This is a genomic window from Parashewanella sp. 2304DJ23-3 (assembly GCF_056591695.1).
Map to the genome: position 1 here is coordinate 187,105 of NZ_JBWQOH010000006.1, position 20,613 is coordinate 207,717.

The 20,613-nt window shown below is 38.6% G+C and carries 21 protein-coding genes; 10 read left to right on the forward strand and 11 right to left on the reverse strand.

Going from position 1 to position 20,613, the window contains the following annotated elements:
* Positions 1-158 precede the first annotated feature (158 nt).
* From AC1EU2_RS13120 to AC1EU2_RS13130, 3 genes are read right to left on the reverse strand one after another with little or no spacing between them, the layout of a single operon-like run.
* Positions 159-644: an FKBP-type peptidyl-prolyl cis-trans isomerase gene (locus AC1EU2_RS13120; RefSeq protein WP_480298727.1), complete on the reverse strand. Its 486-nt coding sequence runs from the start codon at positions 642-644 to the stop codon at positions 159-161.
* Between the two features lie 50 nt (positions 645-694).
* Complete coding sequence (locus tag AC1EU2_RS13125) at positions 695-1,570, reverse strand: helix-turn-helix transcriptional regulator (RefSeq protein ID WP_480298728.1); 876 nt, start codon at positions 1,568-1,570, stop codon at positions 695-697.
* Between the two features lie 2 nt (positions 1,571-1,572).
* Positions 1,573-2,763 (reverse strand): lytic murein transglycosylase, encoded by a 1,191-nt coding sequence (locus AC1EU2_RS13130; RefSeq protein ID WP_480298729.1) that lies wholly within the window; start codon positions 2,761-2,763, stop codon positions 1,573-1,575.
* A 109-nt stretch (positions 2,764-2,872) separates the two neighbouring features.
* Between AC1EU2_RS13130 and AC1EU2_RS13135 the strand changes: the two genes are divergently transcribed.
* Positions 2,873-3,235 (forward strand): DUF2750 domain-containing protein, encoded by a 363-nt coding sequence (locus tag AC1EU2_RS13135; protein ID WP_480298730.1) that lies wholly within the window; start codon positions 2,873-2,875, stop codon positions 3,233-3,235.
* Between the two features lie 58 nt (positions 3,236-3,293).
* Here the strand turns inward: AC1EU2_RS13135 and AC1EU2_RS13140 are convergent, their stop codons facing one another.
* Complete coding sequence (locus tag AC1EU2_RS13140) at positions 3,294-4,238, reverse strand: chemotaxis protein CheV (protein ID WP_480298731.1); 945 nt, start codon at positions 4,236-4,238, stop codon at positions 3,294-3,296.
* A 333-nt stretch (positions 4,239-4,571) separates the two neighbouring features.
* Between AC1EU2_RS13140 and AC1EU2_RS13145 the strand changes: the two genes are divergently transcribed.
* The 3 genes from AC1EU2_RS13145 (at position 4,572) to AC1EU2_RS13155 (ending at position 6,922) form a co-directional block, all read left to right on the forward strand.
* The gene (locus tag AC1EU2_RS13145) at positions 4,572-4,985 is read left to right on the forward strand and encodes an acyl-CoA thioesterase (RefSeq protein WP_480298732.1); all 414 of its coding nucleotides are present in this window, start codon (positions 4,572-4,574) and stop codon (positions 4,983-4,985) included.
* A 94-nt stretch (positions 4,986-5,079) separates the two neighbouring features.
* On the forward strand, positions 5,080-5,691 hold the full coding sequence (locus AC1EU2_RS13150) for a hypothetical protein (protein WP_480298733.1): 612 nt from the start codon (positions 5,080-5,082) through the stop codon (positions 5,689-5,691).
* 70 nt (positions 5,692-5,761) lie between these two features.
* On the forward strand, positions 5,762-6,922 hold the full coding sequence (locus AC1EU2_RS13155) for a membrane dipeptidase (protein ID WP_480298734.1): 1,161 nt from the start codon (positions 5,762-5,764) through the stop codon (positions 6,920-6,922).
* Between the two features lie 15 nt (positions 6,923-6,937).
* Here AC1EU2_RS13155 and AC1EU2_RS13160 read toward each other — a convergent pair whose 3' ends face one another.
* The 4 genes from AC1EU2_RS13160 to hinT all read right to left on the reverse strand — a co-directional run bounded on the left by AC1EU2_RS13160 (position 6,938) and on the right by hinT (position 9,394).
* A complete protein-coding gene (locus AC1EU2_RS13160) occupies positions 6,938-7,402 on the reverse strand; it encodes a YybH family protein (protein ID WP_480298735.1) in 465 nt (154 codons plus the stop codon).
* A 74-nt stretch (positions 7,403-7,476) separates the two neighbouring features.
* Positions 7,477-7,869, reverse strand: a complete 393-nt coding sequence (locus AC1EU2_RS13165) for a YcfL family putative periplasmic lipoprotein (RefSeq protein ID WP_480298736.1) — start codon at positions 7,867-7,869, stop codon at positions 7,477-7,479.
* A 138-nt stretch (positions 7,870-8,007) separates the two neighbouring features.
* Entirely contained in the window at positions 8,008-9,021 is a 1,014-nt protein-coding gene (locus tag AC1EU2_RS13170) for a PaaI family thioesterase (protein WP_480298737.1), read from the reverse strand.
* 22 nt (positions 9,022-9,043) lie between these two features.
* Positions 9,044-9,394: a purine nucleoside phosphoramidase gene (hinT, locus tag AC1EU2_RS13175; RefSeq protein ID WP_480298738.1), complete on the reverse strand. Its 351-nt coding sequence runs from the start codon at positions 9,392-9,394 to the stop codon at positions 9,044-9,046.
* Positions 9,395-9,545: 151 nt separating this feature from the next.
* Here hinT and AC1EU2_RS13180 point away from each other — a divergent pair, with 151 nt between their 5' ends.
* On the forward strand, positions 9,546-11,309 hold the full coding sequence (locus AC1EU2_RS13180) for a M61 family metallopeptidase (RefSeq protein WP_480298739.1): 1,764 nt from the start codon (positions 9,546-9,548) through the stop codon (positions 11,307-11,309).
* Between the two features lie 51 nt (positions 11,310-11,360).
* On the opposite strand, the gene focA is transcribed toward AC1EU2_RS13180, so the two are convergent.
* Complete coding sequence (gene focA, locus AC1EU2_RS13185; protein ID WP_480298740.1) at positions 11,361-12,812, reverse strand: formate transporter FocA; 1,452 nt, start codon at positions 12,810-12,812, stop codon at positions 11,361-11,363.
* A 204-nt stretch (positions 12,813-13,016) separates the two neighbouring features.
* Here focA and AC1EU2_RS13190 point away from each other — a divergent pair, with 204 nt between their 5' ends.
* Positions 13,017-13,922: a LysR substrate-binding domain-containing protein gene (locus tag AC1EU2_RS13190; RefSeq protein WP_480298741.1), complete on the forward strand. Its 906-nt coding sequence runs from the start codon at positions 13,017-13,019 to the stop codon at positions 13,920-13,922.
* A 21-nt stretch (positions 13,923-13,943) separates the two neighbouring features.
* Here AC1EU2_RS13190 and AC1EU2_RS13195 read toward each other — a convergent pair whose 3' ends face one another.
* Positions 13,944-15,278: a M20 metallopeptidase family protein gene (locus AC1EU2_RS13195; protein WP_480298742.1), complete on the reverse strand. Its 1,335-nt coding sequence runs from the start codon at positions 15,276-15,278 to the stop codon at positions 13,944-13,946.
* 204 nt (positions 15,279-15,482) lie between these two features.
* Here AC1EU2_RS13195 and AC1EU2_RS13200 point away from each other — a divergent pair, with 204 nt between their 5' ends.
* A complete protein-coding gene (locus AC1EU2_RS13200) occupies positions 15,483-16,970 on the forward strand; it encodes a glycoside hydrolase family 125 protein (protein ID WP_480298743.1) in 1,488 nt (495 codons plus the stop codon).
* A gap of 215 nt (positions 16,971-17,185) precedes the next feature.
* Here the strand turns inward: AC1EU2_RS13200 and AC1EU2_RS13205 are convergent, their stop codons facing one another.
* Positions 17,186-18,034 (reverse strand): LysR family transcriptional regulator, encoded by an 849-nt coding sequence (locus AC1EU2_RS13205; RefSeq protein ID WP_480298744.1) that lies wholly within the window; start codon positions 18,032-18,034, stop codon positions 17,186-17,188.
* Between the two features lie 109 nt (positions 18,035-18,143).
* Here AC1EU2_RS13205 and AC1EU2_RS13210 point away from each other — a divergent pair, with 109 nt between their 5' ends.
* From AC1EU2_RS13210 to AC1EU2_RS13220, 3 genes are all read left to right on the forward strand, one after another.
* Positions 18,144-18,908 carry an SDR family NAD(P)-dependent oxidoreductase gene (locus tag AC1EU2_RS13210; protein ID WP_480298745.1) on the forward strand — a complete coding sequence of 255 codons (765 nt, stop codon included), beginning with the start codon at positions 18,144-18,146 and terminating at the stop codon, positions 18,906-18,908.
* 90 nt (positions 18,909-18,998) lie between these two features.
* Positions 18,999-19,454 carry a RidA family protein gene (locus AC1EU2_RS13215; protein WP_480298746.1) on the forward strand — a complete coding sequence of 152 codons (456 nt, stop codon included), beginning with the start codon at positions 18,999-19,001 and terminating at the stop codon, positions 19,452-19,454.
* 19 nt (positions 19,455-19,473) lie between these two features.
* Positions 19,474-20,514 carry an NAD(P)H-dependent flavin oxidoreductase gene (locus AC1EU2_RS13220; protein ID WP_480298747.1) on the forward strand — a complete coding sequence of 347 codons (1,041 nt, stop codon included), beginning with the start codon at positions 19,474-19,476 and terminating at the stop codon, positions 20,512-20,514.
* Positions 20,515-20,613 lie beyond the last annotated feature (99 nt).

Here is a 20,613-nt window from a genome sequence, read left to right on the forward strand (position 1 = left end):
TTTTGTAAATCATTAATTTAGTATATTTGAAGATGTACTTAACAAAATTTAAGTCTTTTTGAGTTGAGCACATTTAATCTTACTCAACCTAAAAAGAGGCCACAAAACAACTCAGTAAAATACTCATCTTGAATTGTTCAATAGCCCCATAATCTTAATTAATGGTGATGACCACCCACGCCATGAGCATGTCCATGCGCCACTTCTTCATGTGTTGCATCACGCACATCTTTGATTTCAATTTCAAAAGTTAATTCACGACCAGAGAGAGGATGATTCGTGTCAATCGTCGCCATAAATTTACCGACTTTAAGAATAGTTACTAGGCGTTGGCCTTGATCAGTATTGACTGTGGCTGTCATGCCAGATTTCCAAACTTTTGTTGCACCCATTAGATGTTTAACAGGCACACGCTGCTCAGCGCCTTCAATCTTCTCACCATAAGTCTCTGCAGCAGGCAAAGTTGCAGAGAGTGATTCTCCAGCACCTTTCCCTTCCATCGCTTTTTCAACACCAATCATCATATTACTATGACCATGAAGATAAGCGATTGGATCTTGACCAACATTAGACTCTAAAACTTCACCTTTCTCATCTTTTAAGGTGTAATTAAACTGCACAACTTTGTCTTTAGTAATTGTCATTTTCAAGCTCTTTTATAAAATTTGCAGCGGAGTTTATCACAACCTCGGGATTAGTGAGCCCCTGGAACAATCGTTGTATTTTCAAGTTGCTCGAGCACGTCATGATTTTTTAAAGCGAGTTGGCACACACCGTTTGTAAATTGATGATTATGCGAACAATCAACACTCCACTGTCTCAGTAGATAACTTGCTAGGGCTGCACGACATTGAATCACTAATTCACCTTGTTGCATTTGAAAATCTAACTCAATGGCTTCTGGATGCTTTAAAGCTGGATGTGGCATTAAAAAAAGCTCTACGACGTCTTGCCAATGCTTATCAGACTCAGCCATTTCTTGAATATAAACATCTGAGTCAGAGCCATTAATCTGTTTAATACGGGTAACAACAAAATCAGCAAACCGGTTGTTCACTCTATCAAACCCACGCATTTGCCAGCGTTGACCATTATTAATCAAAGCATGAGGCACAAACTCTCTTTCAGACTCACCAGACGACGTTGAAACGTATTGAATTTTCACGGCATGTTTATGCTGAATTGCACGCATAATTGTTGCAATTATATTTGTATCTGGATGAATGAGCTTTATTGCATCAAAGCAAATTTGGCTTGGATCAACAGGCTGGGAAAGACCATCACCAAATCCATTGGCTAAACCGTGTAAAACAGACTCCACATCATGTGGGAATACCGGTTTAAAACTGGGTAATCGGTGGTACAGCTGAGCCTCTTGATTGTGTTGAAAGTTTTCTGATGCTAAACAACGATAAATATGAAAATCTTGATTAGATACTGCCAAACCAGCCGCAAACTTTTTAATCAAATCTTGTACTGATATCTGCCCAAAATACTGCAAGCTAAAATCAATAAATGCTAATCGTTGCTTTTGCTCGAAACTTAACTCATCCAGAGTCAGCTGTGCCATAATCAGTCCTTAATTCCCATTTTTATGAATGTTATTTTACTAGGAAACCCGTCAGCAAGAATGCCTTGTTTCTTTTGGTATTGCTGTAATGCTTTAACCGTATTCCGCCCGATAATACCATCTGGTTTACCAACTTTATAGCCTAAATCAAGCAGCTTTTTCTGCATAGCTTTAATGTTTTGTCTTTTAAATTTAGGGATTTTTAAAGGTTGATTGATAAGCCTTCCAGCTCCTGCAATTCGATCAGCAAGGTGACCGACAGAAATGGCATAGAATTCACTTCTGTTCCACTTCATTATCACATTAAAGTTGTCATAGCCTAAAAATGCAGGACCTTTGTGACCTGAAGGTAAATATAAAACTGCCTTCATACCATTCACAACTGGCAATGCCTTACCGTCAGCCTTTTGTATCCCAAGCGATCGCCATTCAGACAGTAATTTTTTTTGTTTTTCAGCTATCGGCGTGTAATCAAACTGTGTGGGTAATTGAACTTCTCTTCCCCAGCGTTGTTCTCTCTTCCAACCTAAATGCATTAAAAAATTAGCTGCTGAAGTCAAAGCATCTACTTCACTGTTCCATAAATCCGCTTTGCCGTCAGCATCAGCATCCACGGCATATCGAGCAAATGTGCTTGGCATAAACTGAGTATGCCCCATTGCACCCGCCCATGAACCTCGCATTTGATCATAACTAAAACCATTCTTCTGTTTCAGTTTGAGTGCCGTCATTAATTCTTGTGTGAAAAATTTCGCTCGACGAGGTTTACACGCTAACGTCGTTAATGAGTCAATAACAGGCAGGTTGCCTTTATAACCACCATAGTTCGTTTCTAATCCCCAAAAGGCGACAATGTATTGACCAGGTACACCGTATTTATTAGTAAGCTTTACTAATAGCTCATGATGCTCTTTCATCATTTCACGGCCTTTTGATACTCGCCAAGCCGTTACTCTTTTATCAAAATAATGCTGAAAAGTGCTGGTGAATTCGGGCTGATTCTTATCAGCTTTAATCACCTGTTTTCTTGGTTTAACCCTATCTAATGTATCCGTTATTGTGGCTTGAGTTATACCATTAGATAATGCTGTTGATTTTAAGCGTGTAAGACAGGTTTGAAAATCACTGTTAGCGGCCTGTGAAAAAAAACTAACGCCGGAAAGAACAAGCCCTAACCATCCAAATTGCTTCATTAACAATTCACTCCTTGGGAAAATAATGCACTGAAACCATTTCTAAAAACTAGTCACACTGTATATAGCTTGTATACTATGCACCAGAAATTAATAAAGAGAGTACATTATGACAGAAATCACACCAACGCTGACCACTTTTGTGGCACAAGTTGCAGAAACTCAGCAATTCTGGGGATTAGCTGATAAAAGTGGTGAAGACTGGGTAGTTTGTGATTCTGCTCAATTTGAAGAAACTGACACTTTACCTGTTTGGTCTTCTGAAGAAGAAGCAAAAAAACACTGCGTTGAAGAATGGGAAGATTACCAGCCACAAGTGATTACTCTAAAAGAGTTTATGGAATTTTGGGTTGATGACTTAAATGAAGACGGGGTGATGGTAGGCATTAATTGGATTCTCGATTCTGACTGTGAAGAGATTGACCCAATCGAGCTTGCAAAAAAGTTAGCGGAAGTTGAAACAGAAGAGTAACCTTAACACTTAAGCTAAAAACTGAGGGAAACACTGGTGTTTCCCTTTTTCATAAAAGTTAGTTGACCAGCACTTCTCTTAATCTCTCTTGCACAGTTTCAACGAGTACGTCCGGTTGGAATTTAGAAATAAACTTATCCATCCCTACTTTTTCAGCCATTGCATGGTTAAAGTTACCGCTCAATGATGTATTCAACACAATGTGAAGATCGGACATATCACTGTCAGAACGTACTTCATGAGCTAACTTATACCCGTCCATTTCAGGCATTTCTGCATCTGTGATCATCAGCAAGAATTCGTCTGCGACTGAAATACCTTGTCTGGATATGCTTTTCAAATGATTCAGTGCTTGTAAACCATCAGTAGCTTCGATCACTTCAATTCCGAGAGGGCTCAATGTATCGACAACTTGCTTTCTAGCCGTTATCGAGTCATCAACCACCAGCATTTTTTTACCTATCATTTCGGCTAACAAGGTTTCGTCAAGTACACCATCAGATAAGCGCACGTCATATGCAATTATCTCGGCTAATACTTTTTCAACATCAATGATAGAAACAAGCTTATTCACACCTTCATGCTCAATTCGGGTAATTGCAGTGAGATAAGTATTTTTGCCGACTGTTTTAGGCGGAGGAAGCACATCGCTCCATGTCATATTGATAATATGTTCAACTTTACCTACCAAAAAACCTTGTACACTACGGTTATATTCAGTGATGATGAGATTAGCGTGTTCATCTGCCGGAAAATGAGAAAACCCAATCGCTTTTCTAAGATCAATAACAGGAATAGAAACACCTCGAATATTCGCAACACCTGAGATATGCGGATGACTGCCCGGCATCACATTCAAATGAGGAAGCTTAACGACCTCTTTTACTTTGAATACATTGATTGCAAATAGTTGAGTTGCATTAATTTTGAAGAGTAGTAGCTCTAAGCGGTTTTTCCCTACTAATTTAGTGCGTTGATCAACGCTATCAAGGACTCTCGTCATTGGTTCCTTGCTCCTATTATATTTATTTTATGACTACATGAGCTCTAACCAAAATAACCCTGTCAATCGCAAAGTTATTCTAAACATCTATTCATTCGCTAAAACAATTATCTACTGTGATTCGAACCGTCGGATAATCATTTTTCTGCGTATATAAGTGCCCTAAACTGGTTAATTTAGCTATAACAATTATATCGACAAAACTTAAGAAATACTTAGCAAAAGTTAGTGAATAAATTAGATTAATGAGATATCAATCTATTATTGTATGGTGAGAAAGCAAAGTTTACGTTTGAGCTTAAGTTCCATTCAATAAAAAACGGGAGATGTACAATGCATAAAACGTTCTCAACCAACATAGAAATTGCTTGGGGTGAACTAGACGCCCTTAATCACCTAAACAACGCCGTTTACTTCAGGCACTTTGAAACAGCAAGAATTAAATTTTTTGAGGTAGTAGGCATTTGGCAACTTTGGGAAGATAAAGTAATGGGGCCCGTTTTAAAAGATTGTTATGCAAAGTACATTCGACCTGTAACTTTCCCTGATAAATTAACCATTGAAATAACTGTATCAGAAATTGAAAGTGACCGATTTACAATGAATTATGCTGTACAGAGTGAAGCTCAAAATAGAACCTGCACAGTAGGAGAGTCCATTATTGTATTTATTGACTATAAATCAGGTAAGCCAACCCCTCTTCCAGGAAAAATTATAAAAGCAATTGAAGCGTACAATTGCAATTAACTTATGACAGATAGAACCCGCAAGTAAACTGATAGAAAAAAATAGGTACGATATCAACATTTTTAAAACTGCAATATTATTAGAGGAATTCCTAATGAAATTTATTAAATTTACTTCTGCTTTTCTCTTTTCTTTTTTGATGAGCTGCCAGCTCAGTATAGCCTCTGAATGCTCATCAAATATGCAATTATTTAAAGACGCATCTTCACAAACTGTTTCTCAATTCCTAATTGATAGTAATCAATTTTCGTCAAAACCCAACGTCGTTACCTTTATCGGTTTTTCTGGTAAAGGCTACAAAGATGAATTTCGTCTGTTCAAAATTGCCAGAAGAGAACTTAAAACCTTTTCCCCCTCAGACACTATTGTCAATATAGGTGCAACAGCCGATGGCATTGGCGCTTTGTACAGCCTTGCTAAAGATAAAGGTTTTAAAACAATGGGGATTGTATCTTCACAAGCTGAATCTGCTGAAGGTGTGAATTTATCTAAATGTGTTGATTACATTTTCTATATTAAAGACTCCAGCTGGGGGGGAATAAACCCTAAAACCAATACCCTGTTTCCAACTTCACAAGCCATGATTGACAATAGCGATCAAATTATCCAAATCGGAGGTGGATTAATTGGCCAACAGGAAGTTTCAGCGGCTCGTGCACTGGAAATACCTGTAATCAGTCACAAAGCGACACCACTTAAAAATTAGTGCACCCATATTCATTTTATCTATAAAAAGCGGTACTGTTATTGTCCTTAGTCCATCTAGGTTCAAGCTTATGAATTCTTATCGTTTAAGTAGAAGAAACTTTATCAAATCGACTGCTGCCGTTGCGGCCCTACCCGCTTTTAGATCGTTTGCCAAACCCATAATCTCAAGTAAGCCGCTATACATGGATGGACTCTGCTTCTTACCTGATGATTTAAATGACCTAAAGAAATCAGAAATCGATGCTTATATTTGTGATATCTCAGATATTGAAGCGATAAAACAACCTGATGGAACCACAAACTATAAGCGAACTTACAAAGCGTGCATTAAAAGTATCATCGCTGCTCAAAAACGTGTTTTAGACCATTCAAATGAACTCATTACTGGTTTGAAGGGCAAAGACATTCAAAAAGCATTTCTCGACCATAAAACTGCGGTATTTTTTCAGATTCAAGGAGCCGACTGCGTTGAAGCAAAAACGCTCACTCAATCATGGCAACAACTTGATAATTTGTACGACCATGGATTAAGGGTATTGCAACTCACGCATCACTACGGAAACGAATTCTCTGGTGGTGCTTTAGATAATGCCAATAACCACACTCTCAATAAGCCACTGACATCGAATGGTACAAAACTTATCCACCAGCTTAACCATAAAAATGTACTCATCGATGTTAGTCACTCGAGTCCTCAGTCAGCTCTTGATGCCGCTCAATTATCAAAGTCACCTATCATACAAAGCCATGGTGCCTGTAGAGCGATTGTAAATAACGCACGATGCTCTCCTGACGAAGTGATAAAAGCCATTGCAGATACAGGTGGTACCTTTGGTGTATTTATGATGAGTTTCTGGCTAACCAATAATAAAACACCTACTCCTACAGATTACATTAATCAGATTAAACATGTTGTCAAAGTAGGCGGTATTAATGCTGCAACCATTGCTAACGACTACCCGCTAAAAGGGCAAAAGAACCTTCTTAAGTTACACAATAATAATAAAGAAGGTGTGAAGCAGTATTTGGATTGGTGGCACAGTTTAAGAGCAAAAAACGTGCTTGGTTTTGATGTTGAGCCAGAGCATGTCGTCATTCCTGAATTTAACTCTATTCATAGGATGGAAAGAATTGATCATGAATTAACAAAAGCAGGCTTTTCGGCATCAGACAGAGACAAAATCATGGGGAAAAACCTACAAAGAGTCTTAACAGAAGTGTTGATATAAGCGGGGAATCCCCACTTACTCAATGGTTATAGTCATTTCATCGTGCTCAGGGAATGAGCGTCCCTCAGGCTGAGAACCGTAAGCGATTGACCAATGAGCATGACGAAAACGCCATTCACCATCAACAACATCGGCGTAAAGTGTCGCCCTGAGGTTTAGCTCATCATATTCTGTTTGGCCTTTCAGTAAATATCTCGTAATCCAGTTTCCTGTAACAATTCCTGAAAGTGGTGTAGCGAATACTTTTGTAGTTTCAGGCGTAATTCTCAAAGTTTCAACTTCTTTGAAATCTCGCTCAAACTGCAGCCTTAAATCATCAATTCCGGTGCCTTCCTCATCAATTCCGGTTCCCCAAAAATGAATATCTCCATCTTGAGAAAACAACGCCATTATTTCATCAGTTTTTTTTTGACAATGGTATTCAAAGAAACGATTGGATAACTCTACAAGTTCTTGCTCTGCAGATCTTTCAAAGGACATAAATTAGAAACCTAAATAATAACGAACGGAGTTAATATAACTCTTAAGCATTAAACAATGGCAGTTAAACTTAATTAATGTACTCTTCTAACATATACTTGAAAACGAACTGCGTTCGAGTTAGGAGCCACCGATACTACTTGAACACTTTGCTTACCATGAATTTGAACAGGTTGCCAACTTTGAGCGTCACTATCAACGGCAACCCCTTGATTATCAAACCAAGTAAAACGATATTCCATTGTTTGATCTTTTGAGGAGTGACTGACAATCTTTGCAGCACCTTGCAATAAACCACCAATTTGACGAATCACATTATTTGTGACGGTCACATCACCACCAACAAATGAATTATCAACCTTATATTCTCCGTCAGAGTTCAATCTCACTCCACTCGTGTTTGGTGCACATGCAGAGAGAATTGAAACAGTGGCTAAAGCACCTAACGCACATATCATTTTTTTCATAACTTGCTCCTAATCCTTTATCGATAGGATACTGAAGAATTAAAAAAGTTCCTCTGTAACTGTAATACAAAGTGAATCATAAGGCATGTTTTAGTGTGAAAGAATTGCGCACCAAAGAACGTGCGCAATTCATATCGCTTATTCGATAAGGAAATGGGCTCTCGCCGTGGCAATGAGCTGCTTACGGCTACTCTGCCAGCAACTGATATTGACGTTAGCTACGCGCCTGCCCTGACGAGTGATCTGACATTCGACAAAAGTATCTTTGTGATAACCAGCACGTAAGTAATCAATTGAAAAGTCGACAATTTTAGGTACTTTTTCGGTATGCATAAATACCATCAATTGCACAATCGCAGACATTTCCATAAAACCAGCAATCACACCTCCGTGAATCGCCGGTAATACAGGATTGCCAATATTGGTATCGTTCGCAGGTAAGCGAAATACAAGCTCATAACCAAAACGAGCCACTTCCATACCGATATGCTTAGCATAAGGAACATGCACTAGAATATGACTATAATCGTTCGTTTCTGAAGCTTTTTGAACCATACTTTTTACGTCTAGAGGTTCAATCGTTACCGAGGCTTCTGTACTGTCTTCTTGTGCGTTTTCAGGATTAAGCTTTTTAAACTTAGGCCCTTCACCCTCGCCGAGTAATGCCAATCTGAATTCTTCACCGATCATCTCAGGGCTGATGCGCATAAAAGAACCAACAGCATGTGCAATTGGGTTATCAATACTGTCTTGATAAGCAATAGCGCGAGTAAATGCAATGCTCGACGTTAGTCGGTAGCATTCAGCCAAAACAAACACAGACTGACCAGGCTTAGCTGACTTCATGTAGTCAACGCGTAAATCCAATGTTGGAGAAATCTCTAAAGAATCAAACTTTTCTTTTATCGCACAAATAGTGGCACAACCACACGCTGTATCCATCAATGTAGTAATCACACCACCGTGAATGACGCCAGTTTCAGGATAACCAATATGCTTCTCACTATAAGGAAGCTCCATGAGAACGTGATGTTCGCTCGCTTCATGAACCGAGATATTGAGTCGGCGACATTGAGTCAATTGATTAACAAAACGTTTTGCAAGATCAGTCAACGGAAAAAATTCAGGGCTGACAGGTGTTTTTATATTCATTATTTTTCTTAACTAACCTAAGTTATTTAGCCAACATAGGCCCTAATTTGCGACCACCAACCAGATGCATGTGAATATGGAAAACCTCTTGGCCACCATGTTCATTACAATTCATAATTACCCGGTAACCGTCTTCATCAATGCCTTCTTCTTTTGCAATCTTAGCCGCAACTGACATCATTCGTCCTAAAGCAGCTTCATCCGCTTCAGTAATGTCATTAATCGTAGGGATCAAATGGTTCGGAATAATCAAAACATGAGTTGGTGCTTTCGGTGTGATATCTCGAAATGCGGTCACTAAATCATCTTGATAAACAATGTCGGATGGAATCTCACGTCGAATAATCTTACTGAATATAGTTTCTTCTGCCATGGTGTAGGGTTCCAGTGAGAGAAATAAGAATTGTTATTCATTATCGCTCAAAACAAGTCATACCACCATATATGCTTGTTGATAATTACAGCAACAGAGCGAAGAAATTAAGGATATAATTCTCTTATCACAAAACAATACGAGCAAAATCATGATCCATTATCAAATAACGCCATCTGATCCTAAAGCGCATTTATTTTCTGTTGAAATGACCTTGGATTCAGTAAAAAAAGGACAAGCTTTTTGGCTGCCTAGCTGGTTACCAGGAAGTTACATGGTACGTGATTTTTGTAGAAATATTATTGGTATCAATTGTATTGATGCACATAATCAACAAATTGAGATGAGGCAAACCGACAAGCAAACTTGGATAATTGAACAGGATGCAGAGCAAATCACGATCAGTTATCAAGTTTATGCATGGGATTTAAGCGTCAGAAGTGCTCACCTTGATACGACTCATGGATTTTTTAACGGTAGCAGTATTTTTCTTGCCGTTAAAGATTATGAAAATAGCCATCACACAGTAACGATTAATAAACCTGCAGACAGTGAATTAAAAAACTGGCGACTCGCAACAGCAATGACTAGAACATCAGGTCAACATTTTGAGTTTGGTTCTTTTTCCGCAGAAAGTTATGACGAATTGATTGATCATCCAGTAGAAATGGGGAACTTCACTTCTCACACATTTGAGGCAAATGGCATCCCTCACGATATCGTCCTGACAGGAAAGCATTATTGCGATTTAGACAGACTGAGCACCGATCTTAAGAAGATTTGTGAGTATCAATTAAATTTATTCAATAACGATAAAATTTTTGATCGTTATTTATTCTTAACCACTGTACTTGGTGACGGTTTTGGTGGTTTAGAGCACAGAGCTTCTACCGCACTTGTCTGTTCACGCAGTGATTTACCGACTGTTGGAATGCAAGAGATGACCAAAAGTTATCAAACCTATTTATCCCTATGTAGCCACGAATACTTCCACAACTGGAACGTGAAGCGCATTAAACCATTCGAGTTTACACCTTATCAACTTGATCAAGAGAGCTACACTAAGCAACTTTGGGCATATGAAGGTATTACTTCATATTATGACGATTTGATCACGTATTTATCCGGTACCGTTTCAAAAGAAAATTATTTAAAAGCATTAAGTGAAACTTTCACTCGTGTGTACCGAGGCACAGGTCGTTTCAAACAAACCCTGAGAGACTCTAGTTTCAATGCATGGACTAAGTTCTATAAACAAGATGAAAATGCAGCGAATGCGATTGTAAGCTATTACACCAAAGGGGCCATATTTGCTTTATATTTAGATTTAACCATTCGTAAAGAGACGACGAATCAACATTCGATAAACGATGTTATGCAAGCACTCTGGCAAGACTTTGGTAGCAAAGGAATTGGCACTCTTGAAAATAGCCACCAGCAAATTGTTGAAAAAATGCTGAGCCGAAAGTGTGATGATCTTTTCGCTTACCTCGATAAAACCGACGATATTCCAGTTGAATCTTTGTTGAAAGAGTTTGGCGTTCAGTTTGAGCTAAGAAGTAATAATGGTTCAAGTGATACTGGCGGCGGGAAAATTACAGGCAATACCATAGATTTTGGCGCAAAATATAAAGCCGCTGATATTGGTGTATCGATTCTGGCCGTATTAGAAAATAGCGCAGCTCACAAAGCAGGTTTGAGTGCTGGAGATAAACTTATTGCTATTGATAACTTACAAACACCCCTTGATTTCGAAAAGCAGCTCCAACTATTTACTGTTGGGCAATCAATCCCGCTACATTGGTTTAGAAGAGACGAATTGATGACAGGAAAGCTTGAGATTAAAGCAGCTAAGCCTGATACGGTCTCATTGCATTTAGCAGATAAAACGCTTAATAAAAACTGGTTGGGTTAAACGAATAAGACTGGCTCACGAGTCTTTCCTCATGAGCCAGTTATTTAATATTTAAGCTGAATGTTTAATGTCACCCACCTCTTGGTTCTCAGGCTTATGACCATAGATTTCACGTAAGCATGCCAACACGATACTTCTGTTAATTACGCCCACTAATTTTCCATTCTCCAAAACTGGTAATAACCTAGGCTGATGTACTTTCATCGCTTTAGCTCTTTCTCCAACTGAAGCCATAGTGAAATTCGTAGCAATACCAACGGGACTTACCGGATATAAACTTGCCTTATCAATACACATAAACTCAACTGCATCGACCATTTTATCGTTTGCGCTTACCGTAATTAAATTTGTCGACATTAACTCAGCCACTTTCTTTTCTCTGGCAGGAATATAATCCTCACACCACAGATCTACCATTACATCATGAACAGAAAAAATGCCTGCTAAATTACCGTGTTCATCGCAAACCACTGCGGCGTCACTGTTTTCAGTAAGCAAAATATCAACAGCTTCAACTACTGACATTTCTTTTGTGAGTAGTAACGGCTTAGTGTTCATAATTTCTTTAATCAATAGTTTAGTGTTCATAATATTTTTAGTACTCAATGAAAGTGATAAATGTGTTGAAGTTAAGGCAACAGGCTTGAGCTGTGATGGCTCATTTCGATATATCGACCAATTGCCTAAACCGACAATGAGTGAGCCGCCAACGATATTCCCAAATGTAACGGGAATTAAATTTGCAATGAAAAAGTTGTAGATAGTTAGATGGTCAAATTGCTCTGGTTGAAGGTTTAATCCATACCAAAAACTGTCTGTAGCGAAGTTCTTTATAAAAATCCCAAGCGGGATCATGAACATGTTTGCAACGCAATGTTCAAAACCGCTGGCTACAAACATAGCCACAGGCAATATCATCATCATTGCTTTAGTGAGCGCATTTTTACTACAGAATGTCAGCCAAACCGCCAAACACACCAAAATATTGCACAAAACACCCAAAGCGAATGCTTCGAATACTGAATGCTCAAGCTTATGCTTCGTAATGGTTAAAACATTAAGCCCCCAATTGCCATGATCCATCTGATACAAACTTGCACTGAATACCAGAGCAACCAAGAGCAAAGAGCCTAAAAAGTTGCCTAAATACACCCTGCCCCAATAGGAAAACATTTTATGAAACGTCGTCTTTTTATTTGCCCACGCAATACTTGAAAGCACTGAGCTGGTAAAGAGTTCTCCTCCACAAATGACGGTTAGAATCAGCCCCATACTAAAAACTAAGCCACCCACTAAGCGATCGAGCCCCCAGTCTGGCTCTGAATTTCCCGTAGTAACCGTGATATAAAACATAAAAGCTAGACCTATAAAAACACCTGCCATAATGGCTAATGCAAAGGCCGTTGAACTACGTTTTATCACTTTACTATAAGCGAATTGCTCTGCTTCTTTCATCATTTGCGCAGGAGTTAAAAAGTTATGACTCGATATAACTTGAGACATTTTCACTCCCATTTTCTATTTTCATGATTTCTCCTAAATCGCAACAAAACAGTACGTTGCAGAAACATCATGAAATATCGAAATCAATCTGTGAAATTGATATTTTTTACAATCCACATCAAAAATATTGATAGTGATTTTGAATTAAGAAACAGGAAAGCGGAGAATGCCCCTAAAGATAAGCAATGAGAAAAAATAAACTTAATGCGCTACTCCCTCAAACAACTTGCTGTTTTTAATGCCGTAGCCGATTTAGGTAATGTAAGTTTAGCTGCAGATAAATTAGCACTGACTCAATCGGCAGCAAGCATGTCTCTTTCACAGTTAGAAAAAATGTTGGGCCAACCTTTGTTTGAACGCCAAGGAAAACTCATGGCATTAACACACTGGGGCATATGGCTGAGACCAAAAGCTAAACGCTTATTGCAAGATGCGCAGCAAATAGAGCTTGGTTTTCAAGATCAGCATTTACTGTGCGGACAAGTGAACATTTGCGCAAGTCAAACACCCGCAGAACACTTAGTGCCTGAACTCATCAGTATGATAGATAACTCGTTCCCAGAATTGCGAATAGGATTACAAGTGAGGAGTACGGACTCAGTTGTAGAAAGTGTTTTAGATTTTCAATATGACCTTGGCATTATTGAAGGACGTTGCGATGATAATCGAATAAAGCAAGAGATCTGGTGCAGAGATCATCTAATTGTTGTCGCAGCCGCACACCACCCTTTTGCTAAACAAGAGAGTGTATCTATCACACAGCTTGAACAAGCAAAGTGGGTGTTGAGAGAACACGGTAGCGGTACCCGTAAAACATTTGACAGTTCTATTCTTCATTTATTAGAAAATATCAATGTTTGGAAGGAGTACGAACATGTACCTGTGATCAGAAGTATGGTCGAACGTGGACAATATCTGAGTTGTTTACCTTATTTGGATGTTGAAAAGTACATTGAAAACGGTCAATTGGTTGCACTAAACGTACCTGAGCTTAATTTAGTGAGAACGCTTTCGTTTATTTGGCGTAAAGATATGATAGAAAACCCTCTCGTTGACTGCATAAAAAGAGAGGGTTTAAAAATGATGAAGGGAAAGCCAACAATTTTGTAGTTGGCTTCAGTAGTTGAACTGTCAATCCTTTCTATTAAATAAGTCGACCAATACTTGAGACATTGCATTCACGCCTGTTTTAATTGCTAAGGGATAATCTGGAGCAAATTTGGCAGAGTGCAATGTGGGCAATATCACGCCGCTTTTTAGGCTTTCTTGATAAATGCCTGGTTTCACACCACCTAGCCAAATCATAGTGATCGGCCTTTTATCTGGTGTACGACCATATCGAGCAAAATCCTCCCCAACCATCGATGGCTCAGTTTTTATGACATTTCGCTTACCAAGCACATTAATCAGACTCGCTTTTATTTCAGCCGTCTGTTTAGGATCATTATATAATGCTGGCGCAGTTTCATTTTTGTAAACAATAATGTTAGGAAGCAAGTCCCCTTTTAAACCTGCACTTAATGCTATTCCTTTAGAAATTCGTTTAATCGCTTCAATTTGATGCTTTCTTACTTCTGGCTTATAGGATCTTACCGTTAACTTTAATACTACTTTATTTCCTATTACGCTTCGTTTAGAGCCACCCTGTATCGCACCAACGGTTACGACACTCGGATCAATTGGAGAAATTTCTCTGCTTGTTATCGTCTGGAGAGCGAGAACAATTCGTGAAGCTAAAACAATAGGATCTACGGTTTTATTTGGGTAAGCGCCATGTCCACTGATCCCTTTTACTTCAATATCAACAGAATCAACATTCGCCATAATGTAGCCAGGAGCAATTCCAACTTTCCCTGCAGGTAAATTGGCATGAGTATGAAACGCAACAATATGGTCAGGTAAAGCGACGTGCTTAAATAATCCCTGATTAAGCAATGCCTTAGCTCCTCCACCAACTTCCTCTGCGGGTTGAGCCACCATCATTAATGTTCCACTCCATTTATCTTTATTATTCACAAGATAGTGAGCTGTCCCTAAAAAAGTAGTCATATGTATATCATGCCCACAAGCATGCATAACCCCGACTTTATTACCACTTTTATCTAAAGTGGTAACCTTTGAGGCATAGGACACCCCTGTTTCTTCAACGACCGGTAAGGCATCAGTATCTGTACGGTACATCACTGTTGGCCCATCGCCATTTTTTAATAGCCCAACCACACCATAACCACCAATTGGGCTAGTCACATCAAAACCCATCTCATTCAGTCTTTTAGCGATATACTTTCCTGTATTTTTTTCGTGATAGGAAAGTTCAGGGTGTTGATGGAGGTATAAATATGTCTTTTTTAAATTAGACATTTGTGCTTCAACTTGTGCATTAAGCCCTTTTGCATTTACCGTTGATGTTGCAACAATAAAAAGCAATAAGGACTGTAATATTTTAGACTGCAAAATTTTTGTCATTAGAGTCTCCCTAAAAAAGAACTGATTTACTTTGTATCAGTAAAACTAGTATAGAAAGCCGTGATAGTGAATTGAAAATTTACTTGCCGTTGATTAAGTCGTCATTAATAAAAGGTTAAGATTAGTTCATATTTTACACTACACCTATTCTCATAGATTAAATAAGTCAATAATAAGAACAACGTTCACTAATTCATTAACTCAATGGTAAAAAAGGTTTTATCACGTGCAACACTGCTTTTGACTCTACTTCTAATATGTTTGGCAGCAAAGGCTGATACACCGTATCAAAGACCAGCAACCCCTAAATTCAAATCAGAAGCTGTTGAGGGTTACATAAAAGCACAACAACAAAAGTTTAACTCTCCAGAATTATCATCCATATTTACACACACATTTCCTTACTCACTCGATAACACCGTATTCCAACAAAACGTTGATACTTCAACTGACATAAGCTCCCTAAGAACCTACGTAGTAACTGGCGCCGATTTACAGGCAATGTGGCTCAGAGACAGCTCCAATCAACTTACACCTTATGCATTCTTAATCTCAAAAGATGATCGATTATTTAAACTATTGGTAGGTCTCGCAAATTCTCAAGCTGAATTCGTTTTAAAAGACAGCTTTGCTAATGCGTTTATTGTCCCTAATGGTACTAAGTCATCACATAATGATGATCAAACCTATAAGCAATACCATCAAGCAGCGATGCAACCTCCTGTCTTCGAGCGTAAGTTTGAGCCAGACTCTTTGGCTTCAGTCTTAAAGCTTCAAAGAGTCATCCTAGAAAATGCAAGTACACAACAAAAACAACAACTATCTGACGACATTGAGAAGAACTGGCAATTGGCTGACAACGTCATCATTGATGTACTCAATGCATGGACAGGCGATTTTGATAATCTCACAAATCCGATTAATCAATATTACTATTACTTCTCTAGGCCAGACGCGGACGAATTGAATACTCTTGAAGATGGCATAGGAAAACCGAGTAAAACAACCGGATTAATAAGAACTTTATTTAGACCGAGTGACGACGCGGCTTCACTCCCCTTTAATGTTCCAGTTAATTTCATGATTGCCAGTGAATTAAAACGTCTTGCTACTCAATACAGCACAATCCCAAACATTGATAATCAAGTTTCCCCTAAATTAATAGGGCTATCAGACAAAATAGTACAATCGCTTAAAGTTAATTCCACTGAAGGTACCGGTACAAACACTAGATATTCATACGAGTTAGATGGTTTTGGCAATAGAAAGTTTATGGACGATGGTAATATTCCTTCCCTACTCTCATTGCCTGTTATTGCCCCAAATTTGTATGACGCCAATATTTACCTGCAAACACGAAAACAAATATTAGATTCATCGACTAATCCCTACTTTTTTGACGGAAGCAGCTCAATCCAAGGTGGAGTCGGCAGTCCTCATACAGGTAGAAACAGAATCTGGCCATTATCATTAATCAGTCAAGCTGAAAGCAGTACTGACGAAAACGAAATAAAGCACTTACTCGCCGCACTCATTAATTCATCGCAAAAAAATGGTTTAATCTATGAGAGTTACTCATCATCAAACTATCAAGATATAACAAGAGAGAATTTTGCTTGGGCAAATGCCGAGTTTGCCAACTTTATTATTTGGCTAACCGAGAAACACCCAGGCTTGGTATTAAAAAGTTAAATTGAACAGGCCTCATAAGCACAAGTTAACGCTTTTAATACATGAGTTCGCATAATAATGCCGACGACTTTACCTTCATCACCCAAAACATGGTAAGCCTTTGATTTTTAAGAAACTCAGAAGAGAAATAATTGATATTGTTAATTATTGGTATAGCAAAACTCTATAGTAGCTGTGAAAGATTCACGGCATTATGAGTATAATGTGATATCTAATTAAGCGTTAAAATGAACAAAAATGGCATTACAAAAATCCATTACATGCTCAGGGCTGTTTTGAGAATCATGATAAACGCCGATATGGCTGCCTAGCTCTATTGATTCGATTGGTATGAGCTTTACATTATAGGGTGTTTCTCTATGGGTGATAATTGAAGAGCCAAGCCCTTCGGCTACCAGAGATAACACAAATTCATCACTCTCGGCGCGCATCACTACCTTTGGCTTCAGATCTTGCGATTTAAACTCGTCATTGATGATATTCCAAAAACTGCAGGTTAACCTTTCAATAAAAGGCTCGCCATTTAAGACAGATAGGCTCAAACTTTTTTTTCTTGCGAACGGGTGTTGATTATTCACAGCAATACAAAGTTTTTCTTTAATGATAGGCGTGAACTCTTCTTCCTTACTTTTGCTCCTGGTGATGATCACATCGATACTTTTTGCCTTGAGTTTTCTCACTAACTCATCATGATAATCAATCACAAATTCAATCATCATATATGGAAAAGACAGTCGATAAGTTCGAACGATTTGAGCCACATAATCCAACTGTATGTTTTTAGCAACGCCTACAATTATTTTCTCTGGTGCTGAAGATAACTGGGACTTTGCCCTTAATAATTGGTTGTATGCTTGTCTTGCCGGCTTTAAAAACTTTTCACCTGCTGGCGTTAAGGTTGCAAGACGACTCCCCCTCTGAAATAACTTAACATCTAAAGACTCTTCTAACTTTCTGATTCCGGCTGAAAGTGTTGGCTGACTAACAAACACTTGTTGTGATGCGGCAAGAAAAGTGCCGTTATCCACTATCGCAAGGAAGTATTTTATCTGCTGCAAATCCATATAGAGCCTGCCTATATTTAGTATTAAAATTATCAGTTATTTCTATTGAAAAATTCTAATTAATATCATCCCCAGATTCAATCACGAACCGAACTTAAAAGGTAATATCATGTTCACAGATAAAACAATCATCATCACAGGCGCCGCATCTGGCATGGGTAAAGCAATGGCTGAGAAGTTCTTAGTTGATGGGGCAAATGTCGTTATTAACGCACTCAAAACAGAAGAGATTGAAAGTTTCACAGCTGAAAACAGTGAATTTAAAGATCGCATCAGAGGTGTCGCTGGAGATATAGGTAACCCGTCTACAGGTAAGTCTTTAGCAGATACCGCATTAGAAGCTTTCGGTTCAATAGATATCCTCGTTAACAACGCAGGCTTGTTTGTACCTAAACCATTCCTTGAAGAAACCGAAGAAAGCCTAGACCTTTATTACAAAGTCACCCTTAAAGGCAGTTTCTTTGCATCACAAGCGGTAATTCCTGCAATGCAGAAACAAGGCGGCGGAAGCATAATTAACATTGGTTCTATGTGGGTAGAAAACCCATTAGAAGCAACACCAACTTCAGCATCACAAGTAACAAAAGGTGGTATGCATACATTAACTCGTCACTTAGCAATTGAGTTTGCTAAAGACAATATTCGAGTAAATACCATCGCACCAGGCGTTATAGAAACGTCTTTATATGACGACTTAATGGATAAAGACACGTTAAGAAGTTTATCAAATTTACATCCACTTCGTAAGCTAGGTAACTTGAATGACATACTTTCATGGGTACAACATCTGGCTGGTCCTGGTGGACGCTTCGTAACGGGACACACTCATTTTGTCGACGGTGGAATTAACGCAGGTAGCCATAACGTCAGCTAACTCACTTTAAACAATATCGATTCATCATCAACGTAAGCAAAAGCTCTCACTCATTGTTGTCTGTGTGAGCTTTTTCTCGGAGAAATAACCATGATTACTATTCAACAGCTAGCTCAAAAAAAAGGGTATGAATTACCCAAAGCCCCCACTCCTGTAGGCAACTATCAAGCAGCATTCATAGCAGATAAAAAGCTATATGTATCAGGTCAATTACCGCTATTTAATGGCGAATTAAAGTTTTCTGGAAAGATAGGAAAAGATGTATCCGTTGAGGAAGGTAAAAAGGCCGCTGAGCTGTGCGCATTAAACATACTAAGCCAGATTGATTCAGCCTTATTAGGGAAACCGATTAAATCCATTGTTAAAATTGAAGGATTTCTCAACACGGTAGATTCATTCACGGAGCATGCCGCTGTACTAGATGGTGCATCAGATTTATTATTTAAAATATTGGGTACTCAATCAGGCCATGTTCGCACGGTATTTGGTTGTAACAGCTTACCCTTAAATGCGGCAATTGAGGTTTCTGTTATAGTAAGTCTCTAACGACTAAAAAGGACAATTGATGAATATATGCGAAGAACTAGGAATTGATATCCCAATTATCCAAGCGCCGATGGCTGGAGTTCAAGATTGGCAACTCGCATCAGCGGTATCAAATGCCGGCGGTTTAGGTTCAATTCCCTGTGGAATGCTCTCTCCTGATAAAATTATTGAAGAAATCAATGCATTTAAGTCACACAGTGACAAGCCATATAATCTCAATTTCTTCTGCCATGAAATGCCTCAGATAAATCCAAAACAGATCTCTGAATGGGAAAAAACTCTGGCACCGTTTTACGAAAAGCTAGAGATTCAGCCACCATCAGAATTTTCTGGATTAAGAAGACCATTTGATGAAAAAACACTTGAACTATTAAGGCCGTTTAAACCACCTATTTTAAGTTTTCATTTTGGACTTCCACCTCAATCTCTTTTGGCTGAACTTAAATCTTGGGGGACAAAAATTATCTCCTCAGCCACAACACTAGAAGAAGGAAAGTGGTTAGAAAAAAATGGAGCTGACATGGTGATAGCACAAGGGGTTGAGGCTGGAGGACACAGAGCCATGTTTTTAACCGCAGATCACACTACTCAGATTGCTACTGCTGAGCTGACGAAGCAACTTTTAGCTCATTTAACCCTGCCCATTATTTCCGCAGGTGCAATCACAGACTCAAAACAAACTCAAACATACCTCAAACTCGGGGCTTTAGCAGTACAAATTGGAACAACTTACTTACTGTGTAATGAAGCAAAAACATCGAAACTGCACAGACAGGCTTTAAAAGATCAAACACGTGAAACAACATTAACGAACTTGTTTTCAGGTCGATTAGCGAGAGGGATGATAAATACATTTATGAAAAAATTAGGTCCTATTAATCACAAAGTCCCTGATTTTCCATACGCTTCAAATGCATTAGCACCATTGAGACAAAAAGCAGAATCTATCAATAACGAAGAATTCACACCACTTTGGTCAGGAACAAACCGCTCTGGCTGCCAAGAAATTTCAGCCTATGAATTAACGAAAGCTTTATATCATCAAAATAATTCAAATTAAATATTTCTAAACAGAAAGTGATGGTTCACTAATTACAGGCAGGTATTCTTTGGGTAAAAAATCTAACCAACTGAACTATTACTTTGATTTTCTTTCAAG